The organism is Mesorhizobium sp. WSM4823 (assembly GCF_055811195.1).
Window position 1 is genome coordinate 57,444 of record NZ_JBVVQL010000014.1, and the last position, 9,639, is coordinate 67,082.

General features: G+C 62.1%; 9 protein-coding genes and 1 pseudogene. All 10 read right to left on the reverse strand.

All coding sequences use genetic code 11. The annotated features are described in order from the left end of the window. Positions 1–65 precede the first annotated feature (65 nt). Positions 66–923, reverse strand: a complete 858-nt coding sequence (locus tag AC0L26_RS26600) for a 23S rRNA (adenine(2030)-N(6))-methyltransferase RlmJ (protein WP_473635245.1) — start codon at positions 921–923, stop codon at positions 66–68. 3 nt (positions 924–926) lie between these two features. Continuing rightward, on the reverse strand, positions 927–1,544 hold the full coding sequence (locus tag AC0L26_RS26605) for a hypothetical protein (protein ID WP_473635246.1): 618 nt from the start codon (positions 1,542–1,544) through the stop codon (positions 927–929). 193 nt (positions 1,545–1,737) lie between these two features. Continuing rightward, positions 1,738–2,838: an ABC transporter ATP-binding protein gene (locus tag AC0L26_RS26610; protein ID WP_473635247.1), complete on the reverse strand. Its 1,101-nt coding sequence runs from the start codon at positions 2,836–2,838 to the stop codon at positions 1,738–1,740. 10 nt (positions 2,839–2,848) lie between these two features. After that, entirely contained in the window at positions 2,849–3,682 is an 834-nt protein-coding gene (locus tag AC0L26_RS26615) for a carbohydrate ABC transporter permease (RefSeq protein ID WP_473635248.1), read from the reverse strand. Between the two features lie 19 nt (positions 3,683–3,701). Further along, positions 3,702–4,565 (reverse strand): annotated as a pseudogene (locus tag AC0L26_RS26620) (carbohydrate ABC transporter permease); the annotation flags it as partial. Positions 4,566–4,724: 159 nt separating this feature from the next. After that, positions 4,725–5,984, reverse strand: coding sequence for an ABC transporter substrate-binding protein (locus AC0L26_RS26625; RefSeq protein ID WP_473635249.1), 1,260 nt, complete (start codon positions 5,982–5,984; stop codon positions 4,725–4,727). Between the two features lie 27 nt (positions 5,985–6,011). Next, positions 6,012–7,187 carry a PLP-dependent transferase gene (locus AC0L26_RS26630; protein ID WP_473635250.1) on the reverse strand — a complete coding sequence of 392 codons (1,176 nt, stop codon included), beginning with the start codon at positions 7,185–7,187 and terminating at the stop codon, positions 6,012–6,014. Further along, positions 7,184–7,924 (reverse strand): FadR/GntR family transcriptional regulator, encoded by a 741-nt coding sequence (locus AC0L26_RS26635; RefSeq protein ID WP_473635251.1) that lies wholly within the window; start codon positions 7,922–7,924, stop codon positions 7,184–7,186. Before AC0L26_RS26635 ends, AC0L26_RS26630 begins: the two co-directional genes overlap by 4 nt. A 195-nt stretch (positions 7,925–8,119) precedes the next feature. After that, entirely contained in the window at positions 8,120–8,956 is an 837-nt protein-coding gene (locus AC0L26_RS26640; RefSeq protein WP_473635252.1) for an EamA family transporter, read from the reverse strand. Beyond that, positions 8,953–9,537 (reverse strand): TetR/AcrR family transcriptional regulator, encoded by a 585-nt coding sequence (locus AC0L26_RS26645; protein WP_473635253.1) that lies wholly within the window; start codon positions 9,535–9,537, stop codon positions 8,953–8,955. The genes AC0L26_RS26640 and AC0L26_RS26645 overlap by 4 nt, the downstream gene beginning before the upstream one ends. Positions 9,538–9,639: the final 102 nt, after the last annotated feature.

Sequence of the window (9,639 nt, forward strand, 5' to 3'; positions counted from 1 at the left end):
ACCGTGTGAGAAAAGGGCAGCTCACACCTTGCCTCTGCCACACAACAGATACTCAAACTGCGGTGTTAACCGGACTTACCCCCCGCGAGCCATTCCAGCGTCCAGTGCGCCGGCTGCTCGACCACGAGAAGCATATGTAGCGCCGGCAGCAGCGTGCGCAATTCGCTCTCCAGCGTGAAGGGCGGGTTGACCACCACCATGCCACTGCCGTCGAGGCTGGGCTCGGCCGATGGCGGCCTGATCTCGAAGCCGATGTCGAGCAACTTCGGGATGCCCGACTGCATCAGAGCCTTCCGGAAGGCGGCGACCGCCTTACGGTCCTTGACCGGGTACCACAGCGCATAGATGCCGCCCGGCCAGCGCTTGTGCGCTTTCTGCAGCCCGTCGACCAGGCGGGCGAACTCACCCTCCTCCTCGAATGGCGGATCGACCAGCACGAGGCCGCGCTTTTCCTTCGGCGGCAGATGCGCGCCGAGCGCCAGCCAGCCGTCGAGCTCGATCACCCGGGTCTGGAAATCGCCTTGGAACAGCGCCCTCAGCTTCGCGACATCGTGGCGATGCAATTCGATCGCCGACAGCCGGTCCTGCTTGCGCATGAGATGACGCGCGATCAGCGGCGAGCCCGGATATTTTTTCACGCCGCCTTCGGGATTGAGCGAACCGACGGCTTCCAGATAAGGCGCCAGAAGTGCTGCCGGCGGCGCCTCCAAGGCGGCATCGATCAGCCGGCCGATGCCGCCTTGCCATTCGCCGGTCTTTTGCGCTTCAGTCGACGACAGGTCGTAGCGGCCGATGCCGGCATGGGTGTCGATGACGCGAAATGCCTTGTCCTTCTGCTTCAGATATTCGACGAGCCGGCTCAGCACGACATGCTTGACGACATCGGCGAAGTTTCCGGCGTGATAGGCGTGGCGGTAATTCACGAGCTAATTCGACCCCCTGCCCCAGCGCGGCGGTGGTGGCTGCGAATTCGGATTTTGCGGCCGGCCGCCGCCGCCGAAAAGCAACGCCAACAGCAGCCCGATCAGGCCGGCCGCCATCAGCGAAAACCCGACCGGCCGCGCCCGGCTGTCGATCTCGCCGACGCCGGAGCGCAGCACGAGATCCACCACGCGCATCTCGATGCCCTCGGCGTCACCGGGGCCAACGGTGAAGGTGTAAGGGCCGGGGCTGACCGTCGCTATCAGGCCTGCTTCGTCGCGGAAGATCTTGTCCGGCAGTTGCGGGCTGACCTGGCGCGGATTTTCCGAATGGGTGAATTGCAGCGTCGAGGCGAGCACCGTTCTGCCGCCGGTGGCGGCGGTCAGCGTCAGCACGGTGCGCTGTTGCGAGACGACGATGCGTTCGGTCCTGGCGGTCAGATCGACCAACACCCGCACCGGCGCGTCGCGAGCGGCCAGTGGCACCGTCACCGGCTTGAACCGGCCCTGTTCGTAGACCCGCCAGGTGCCGATCTCATGGCCGGAGAAATTGGTCATCGCCCAGGGATAGACGACGCCGATGCCGGTGCCGGCGAGCAGGATCAGAAGAAACAGAAAGCGCATGCGCTCAACTACCTAGCCCGGATATTAGCATTGGCGCCGTCGCGGGCGCGTTCCACCTCGTCCAAGAGCCATGTCGAGGCCGAGATCGAATGTCGTATCGAATTCGGCGGTGCCAAGATAGACAATAGCATCGGCCTCAAGGGTGGGAACCGGTGTTGGGAAAATTCGAGTACTCTGAGCGACCCACGGAGGATCAGCTCTTCCCCTTCTGGAGGTTCGATTCCAATGCGCGCATCCCAGTCTCATCGAACAAATGCAAATGTTGCGGCGGGAAAGCCACCGTCACCGTCGGCCCGGCGGTCAGCGCGGCCCGGTCGAGCGTGAAGACGTTGAATGGCAGTCCATGCAGGCCGAGATGCAGGATGATGCCGAAGCCGGTCGGTTCGATCAGATCGACCGTCGCCCTCAGGCTGCTCTCCGAGCCCGGCGACATCTCGACATGCTCAGGCCGGATGCCGAGCGTTACCGCCGCACCTTCCTCCAATTGATAGCCTGACGATAGCCCAATCAGCGTTCCATCAGGCAGTCGTGCGCCGGCCGTGGCTCCGCTGACCTCGTAGCGTGCCGACAGAAAATTCATGGCGGGCGAACCGATGAAGCCGGCGACGAACAGGTTGGCCGGGCGGTCGTAAAGCTCCAGCGGGCTGCCGACCTGCTGCACCACGCCCTCATGCATGGCGACGATCCGGTCGGCCAATGTCATCGCCTCGATCTGGTCGTGGGTGACATAGATCGAGGTCGCGCCGAGATCGCGGTGCAGCTTCTTGATCTCTGCCCGCATCTGCTCACGCAAGCGCGCGTCGAGATTGGACAGCGGCTCGTCGAACAGGAATGCCTTGGGCTGTCGCACGATCGCGCGGCCCATCGCTACGCGCTGGCGCTGACCGCCTGAGAGTGCCTTCGGCCGCCGCGCAAGCAGCGGCTGCAGCTCAAGCTTCCTGGCCGCATTGCTGACAGCGGCTGTGATCTTCTCGCGGGCCGCCTTCCGGATCCGCAGGCCATAGCTCATGTTCTCGGCGACGTTCATATGCGGGTAGAGCGCGTAGGACTGGAACACCATGGCGATGTCGCGGTCCTTGGGTGCCCGCTCATTGACGCGCATGCCGTCGATCCGGATCTCGCCTTCGGTCACCTCCTCGAGCCCGGCGATCATGCGCAGCAGCGTGCTCTTGCCGCAGCCGGACGGACCCACCAGCACCACGAACTCGCCGTTCTGTATCGCCAGATCGACGCCATGCAACACGGAGACGATGCCGAAATTCTTGCGAACGTTGCGGATGTCAATCGATGCCATGAAACCTCACTCAGCCCTTGACCGCGCCGGCCGTCAGGCCCTGGACCAGATAGCGCTGGATGAACAGGAAGAAGAGGCAGGCCGGGATCAGCGCCAGCACGCCGGCCGCCATCATCTGCCCGAAATCGACCGAAAACTTCGACACGAAGGTGAGCAAACCGACCGGAAACGTGGCCGCGCTGTTGCCCGAAATCAGCATCAGCGCGAACAGCAGTTCGCTCCACGCGGCGGTGAACACAAAACCCAGCGTCGCGGCAATGCCCGGCAGCGTCAGCGGCAGGACGATCTGGCGGAGCGCCATGAACTGCGTGGCGCCATCGATCTTGGCCGCCTCCTCCAGCTCCCTGGGGATGCCATCGAAGAACGACTGCATCAGGAATGTCGCGAAGGGGATGTTGAAGGCCGTGTAGACCACCACCAGCCCGGTCAGGCTGTTGGTCAGCCCGAGCGGCGAGAGCATCTTGAAGATCGGCGCGACCAGCATCACCAATGGAAACATCTGGGTGAGCAGCATCAGCGCGACCAGCCAGTATTTGCCGCGGAATGTGAAGCGCGACAGCGCATAACCAGAGAGGGACGCGAGCAGCGTCACGATCACGGCCGTCGCGCCGGCAACGATCATGCTGTTCCTGAAGAAGATCGGGAATGCGCTGTGAGCCAGCACGAAGCGGAAATGTTCAAAGCTCATCCGCGACGGCCACATCCGCACGCCCTCCGAATAGAGCAGGTCGTTCGGCGTGACCGATACTTTCAACAACCAGAACAGCGGGAACAGCGCAAAGACCACATAGCAGAGGATCGCCAGGCGGTGCAGCGCGGTGCCGAAGATCGAATACCTGTTCATCTGGTCATCCCCTGATCCATCAGGCCCGATCCATCAGGACTTGCCGCAGCATGACGATCAGCATCGAATAGGCGAGCAGCAGGACGAGCAGCACCAGCGCAATGGCCGAGGCGTAGCCGAAATCGAGCGCCCTGAAAGCCTGCGTGAAGATGTAGCTCGCGACGATCTGCGTGCGGTCGGCCGGCCCGCCGCTGGTCATCACGATGATCAGGTCGGCGAAGTTCGAGATCCAGACGGTGCGCAACAGCACGGTGATCGCAATGGTCGGCGCAAGGAATGGCAATGTGATCGAGGTGAACCGCCTGATCGCGCCGGCGCCGTCGATCGCCGCCGCTTCGTAGAGGTCGCGCGGGATGGCCTGGAGCGCGGCCAGCAGCGTGATGGCGAAGAAGGGAATGCCCCACCAGACGTTGGCGATAATCGGTCCCCACATGGCAAGCTGGGGATTGGAAAGGATGTTGGCCGGCTCGCTCATGAGGCCGAGCGCATAAAGCCAATGCGGCAGCGGTCCGATGACAGGGTTGAACAGCCACGCCCAATTGAGCCCGGTGAGGAAGGTCGGCACCGCCCATGGCAGGAACACCAGCGCCTGCGCGACGGCGCGGCCGGCAAACGGCCGGTCGAGCAACAGCGCCAGGATCAGGCCGAAGACGAATTGCAGCAAGACGGACGCGCCGGTCCACCACAGCGTGTTGCGCAGCGCGCGATAGAAATTGTCGTCGCCATAAAGGGTGCGAAAATGATCGAGTCCGACGTAGCCGCCGGAGAAAGGATTGAGCAAGTGCACGTCGCGGAAGGCGTAGGACAGGCCTAGCACCAGCGGCGCCAGCATGATGGTGACGATCAGAATCAGCGCCGGCGCGGTGTAAAGATATGGTTCGGCATGGCGCGTGATCCGGTCGACCAGCGACCGGTGGCGCGATTCCGGGAGGCCGGCAGTGGCGTCAAGAACCATCGGGTAACGCTTTCGTTCCAATCGACCATGGACGAGGCCTATCGGAGCCACCCACGATGGGCGGCTCCGATGCTCGCGGTCCGCCGTTTATTTCTTGGCCAGGAATTTCTGCTGCGCCTTGGTCAGATAGTCGGCCCACTGGTTGGCCATTTCCTCTGGCGTGATATCGCCGAGCAGCGCCTGTTGACTGGTCTTGATGACCATCGAGTCCTTGAAGAAGGCGAACTCCTCGAGATAGGTCGGCATGACCGTCGGGACCGCATCCTTGTCCTCGAGTTCGGCGAACCAGCCCTTGAACTGCTCGCTCGCGTAGAACGGATCCTTTTCAGCCGACTTGTGGACCGGCAGCGCCCCGGTGCGCTTGTTCCACTCGACATTGCCCTCCGGCCCTTCGAGCGTTTCGATCAGCTTCCAGGAGAGGTCCTTGTTCTGGCTGGCTGCCATCATCGACCAACCGGCATAGCCGATGGTCGGAAACGTCTTGCCGCTCGGCCCCTTCGGCATGGTCATGACGCCGTAGTCTTCCGGCTTCATCCGCTCGGCGATTGCGATCAGCGCGTCTGGATCCTGATCGAGCATTGCGCACGTACCGGTATAGAAACCCGCGACGATTTCGTTGAAGCCCCAGTTGACGCTATCCTTCGGTGCCAATCCCTTCTTGTAGAGATCGACAACCCAGGTCAGTCCCTTGACCCAGCCTTCGCTGTTCATGGTCGAGGTGCCGTCATCATTGAAGAATTTGTTGGAGCCGGCCATGGTTGCGCCGAACATCATCCAGCCGTTGAGGCCCCCCGGCCCGCCGCGCAGGCAGTAGCCATATTTGCCCGGAAGCTTGGAGACTTTCTCCGACGCCGCCACGAACTCATCCATCGTCTTGGGCGGCGCGGCGACACCAGCCTCCTGGAACAGCTTCTTGTTGTAGAACATCGCCCGGAGATAGAAGCCATAGGGTAACATGTAGGCGGTATTGTTCACGTCGCGGCCGAGTTCGAGCGCGCGATCAGTGAGGCCCGAAGTGTGCTCCCATTTGGCGAGATAGGGCTCCAGGCTCTCAAGCAGGCCGTTGTTGGCATAGAGCGACAGCCAGGTGTCCGGCATCTCCATGACGTCGGGGATTTCGCCGGCAGACACCATGGTCGCGAACTTCTGGAACGCTTCGCCCCAGGGCAGCGAAATGACCTCGACCTTCGTGCCCGGGTTGGCGGCCTCGAATTTGGAGACGATCGATTTAAGGGTTTCGGTGCGCTCGGGGCTAGTGATCACCTCCACGAGCTTCAGCGTCGTGTCGGCGAGTGCGGCACCCGACATCAGTACGGTCGCGAATGCCGCGATAAGAAGCTTCTTCATTTTCCGTTCCCTTCTTGTCTGATTGCTTCAGGTCTTTTCTTCGGAAGCGGCGGCGATCGCCGTTTCCAGGTCTCTCCACAGCGCCTCGGTTCCCTCGAGGCCGACATGGAGACGCACGGACCGCGGATGGACGCCGAACGCCAGCGCGGAATTGGGTTGGGCTTTCTGCTGCAGCACGACCGCACCCGGTACAATGAGGCTTTCATGGCCGCCCCACGACACACCCAGCTTGAACAGCTTAAGGCGGTCGGCAAACGTCCGGATGTCGATGCCGTCGCGGCAGACGAATGAAAACAGGCCCGACGTGCCGGTGAGCCCCGCGGGAAGCCGGTTGGCCAGGCCCGGATGACAGACCTTCTCGACGATCGGATGATCCTGCAGGCGCCGTGCGATTTCGAGGCCGGACGCCTGATGCGCGCGCATCCGGATCGGCAGTGTCCGCAAGCCGCGGATCAGGAGCCAGGCATCGAATGGCGACAGCTTGCCGCCGAGATATGGGTAGGCTTCGGCGCGGATGCGGCTGATCAAGTCCTTCGAGCCCGCGACCACGCCGGCCACGACATCGCTGTGGCCTCCCAGATACTTGGATGCGGAGTGGACCACAATATCGACGCCGAGCGACAGCGGCCGCTGGAAGACCGGGCTGGCCCAGCTGTTGTCGATGATGGTCGGGATGCCACGGGACTTTGCCAGCGCAGCGAGCGCACCGATGTCATGCGTTTCCATGACCCAACTGGTCGGGCTTTCCATATAGAACAGCTTGGCGCCAGGTAGGGCGCTGGCGACGGCAGCTTCGTCGCGCCCATCGACATAGGTCACTTCGATGCGCATGCGCGCCAGCAGCGTCCCGAACAGCCGGAACGCGTCCGGGTAGATGTGCCTGACCGCGACGATGCGGTCGCCGGGCTCGACAAAGCTCAGCACCGCCGACGAGATGGCGGACATGCCGCTCGCAAAACCGATCGCGTCCTCGGCGCCTTCCAGTTTTGCGAGCATTTCCTCGAACATGCGCACGGTCGGGTTCAGCCCACGCGTGTAGGTCGGCCGCACTTTTTCGCCGCGGTATGTCTCGAGCATCTCGTCATAGTTCGGGAAGGTGAAGAGCGAAGTCTGCACGATCGGCGGCACGACGGCATCGAAGGCGTTGCCCCCGTCATGCGCGGCAATCAGCGATGCCTGGTCGAAAAAATCGGGACCGTTCATTTCGACATTTCCTCGATATCCTCTTCCACGATCTCGAGGATCTTCAACGTTTTTCCGCGCGCCAGCTCCGCGTCCTTGGCGACGATGGCATCGAACAATTCGCGGTGATACGGAAATGATCGCCGCGCGAAATCCTGGCGGTCGAAAGGATGGTCCCAGAAGCGCTCGAACGCTTCGCGCATCTGCCCCAGGAGCTGCCGGAAAAGCGGGTTGTGCGTGGCGTCGTAGACGGCCAGATGGAAGGCCAGGTCTTCCGGACCCGACGTGCCGGTGGCAAGATGGACGCGTTCCATCTCAATAAGTTTTTCCTCGATCGTCCTGAGATCGTCGGCCGTTCGCCGCCGTGCCGCAACCATGCTTGCCTCGGCCTCGATGCCGCGGCGCACCTCGAGGGTGTGCAAGAGACCGTCGCGCAGCTCTGCCGTATCGAGCGACAGCGGCAAATGGATCGTGCCGGCGGATATCGGCTTGAGCAGATAGGTGCCGCTGCCCTTGCGGGTCTCGGTGACGCCGAGCGCTTCGAAACGCCCCATCGCCTCCCGTATTGTCGAACGCCCGACGGAAAGCGCGGCCATCAATTCGCGTTCGGTCGGAAGCCGGTCACCGCTCTTCAGCGCGCCGCGCTCGACATAGTCGGCCAGCGCTTCCATGACCTGCTTGCCGCGATCCAGTGGCGGGAGCGTGGCGATTGCCACACGCGTGGCAGGTGCCCCGGGCAGTTGGCCGCGCGCTCGCATCGCCACCTATTTCCAAATTGGTCTGACATCTTAGCAGTTTTGCGCGCGATCATCCTTTCGTCAAGTGGCTGGCAGCGCCCAGTTTGAATTTCCGCTCACGACCCTTTCGGACCTTGAACGTTGCCGCAAAAGGCTTCTGCGACGTTGCAAAATCAGGTGCAAAACTGTCGCTCTAATCGGGAATTTTGCGACAGATCATGATTGGTAGCCGAGGCAGATCGCGCCGATCGCTACGATACCGCAGGCGACAATGCGGCGAGCGGTCAAGGTTTCCCCAAGGAACAACCATCCAATGAGAACCGCGAACACGACGCTCGTTTCCCTCAGCGCCGTAATTGGACCTGCCGGCCCCAGCGCGAAAGCTGCCACGACGACGCCATAGGCGATCATTGCAACGAGGCCACCGCCGAGTGCTTTCCATGTTTCGGGGGAGCGAACGTCAACAGCGAGCTTTCCTCGCATGAGCATGAACGTGGCGGGAAGCAGGCTTCCGTAGAGAACCAGCACCCAGGCCGTGTATGCGCCGCTATGGTCGGCCAACCGCACGCCGACTGCATCGACTGTAGCATAGCTGGCGATGATCGCGCCTGTCGCGAGAGCAAATAGGATCGAGGACGTTGAGGCCCTGCCCTTGCCGAGCGAAAGGCTCATGATGCCCACGGCAACAAGGGTGACACCCACCATCTGGTATGTGCCGAGGCGTTCGCCGGCGAGCAGGAAACCGCCCAGCGTGACCAGCAGAGGCACGGTCCCCCGGACGATCGGGTAAACCTGTCCAAGTTCGCCGTACCGGTAGGCCGCGACGAGGAAGACGCTGTAGCCGACCTGGAGGGCGGCAGAAAGCGCAATGTACGGCCAAGCACCAGCGGCCGGCAGTGGAAGGATAAAGATAAACGGAAACGCCAATACCGTGCTGGAAATGCTCATGACGGTCACGGTCCACAGCCGATCAGCGCCGTTGCGGAGAAAAGCGTTCCATGTCGCATGAAGGATGGCGGCAAAGATTGCGAGGCCGACGACGACCGCGCTCATTGGATCGCCTTCGGTACAGCAAGAATCCGCTCTGCTGCCTCGCGTGCATTCTCGATACCAGCCTTGCCCTGCGCCATTTGAGCAAGAAGGGTTGCGCCTTCGATTAGCATGAACAATGCCGAAGCCATGCTTTCGGCCTGGGCGTCCGGCATCGTCGCTTCGAGAATTTTTTGTATTCGCCGCCTCAGACCGTCCTTTTGCCGAGTGACAGCCTTGAACACCGGGTGCTCAGGGTCTCCAAATTCGGCCAGGGCGTGCTGGAACAGGCATCCATGAAAATCCGGGCTGTCGAACCAGTGCTCGTACCAGTCGAAAATAGTCGCGATCTTCTGTTGGGGTGTGGTGACTGCGTCCCCAAGCCGATCGAGCTGCCGTGCAAACCGATCGGCCCGCCAGTCCAGAACCTCGACAATCAGGCCGTCCTTTTTCGGGAAATGACGATACATCGTCATCTTGGCGACCTCGGCCTCGGCAATGATGCGGTCGATGCCGGTCGCGTGGAAACCTACGCGCTTGAACAAGCCATAGGCAGTTTCAACAATGTGCTGCCGCTTCTCGGCGGCGTCGGCGCGGAGCGACATGGGCAAAGCCTCATATGATACAGACCTGTCTCACTTATAGATCGGGCGGCAGCATCGGTCAACGAGTGTCGGCAGCGCTAGGCCGGCCGAGATCGCACCAAA

Coding starts and splice junctions, on each gene's coding strand:
- AC0L26_RS26605 (WP_473635246.1), bottom strand. CDS start 1,544: ATGCGCTTTCTGTTTCTTCTGATCCTGCTCGCCGGCACCGGCATCGGC.
- AC0L26_RS26610 (WP_473635247.1), bottom strand. CDS start 2,838: ATGGCATCGATTGACATCCGCAACGTTCGCAAGAATTTCGGCATCGTC.
- AC0L26_RS26615 (WP_473635248.1), bottom strand. CDS start 3,682: ATGAACAGGTATTCGATCTTCGGCACCGCGCTGCACCGCCTGGCGATC.
- AC0L26_RS26625 (WP_473635249.1), bottom strand. CDS start 5,984: ATGAAGAAGCTTCTTATCGCGGCATTCGCGACCGTACTGATGTCGGGT.
- AC0L26_RS26630 (WP_473635250.1), bottom strand. CDS start 7,187: ATGAACGGTCCCGATTTTTTCGACCAGGCATCGCTGATTGCCGCGCAT.
- AC0L26_RS26635 (WP_473635251.1), bottom strand. CDS start 7,924: ATGCGAGCGCGCGGCCAACTGCCCGGGGCACCTGCCACGCGTGTGGCA.
- AC0L26_RS26640 (WP_473635252.1), bottom strand. CDS start 8,956: ATGAGCGCGGTCGTCGTCGGCCTCGCAATCTTTGCCGCCATCCTTCAT.
- AC0L26_RS26645 (WP_473635253.1), bottom strand. CDS start 9,537: ATGTCGCTCCGCGCCGACGCCGCCGAGAAGCGGCAGCACATTGTTGAA.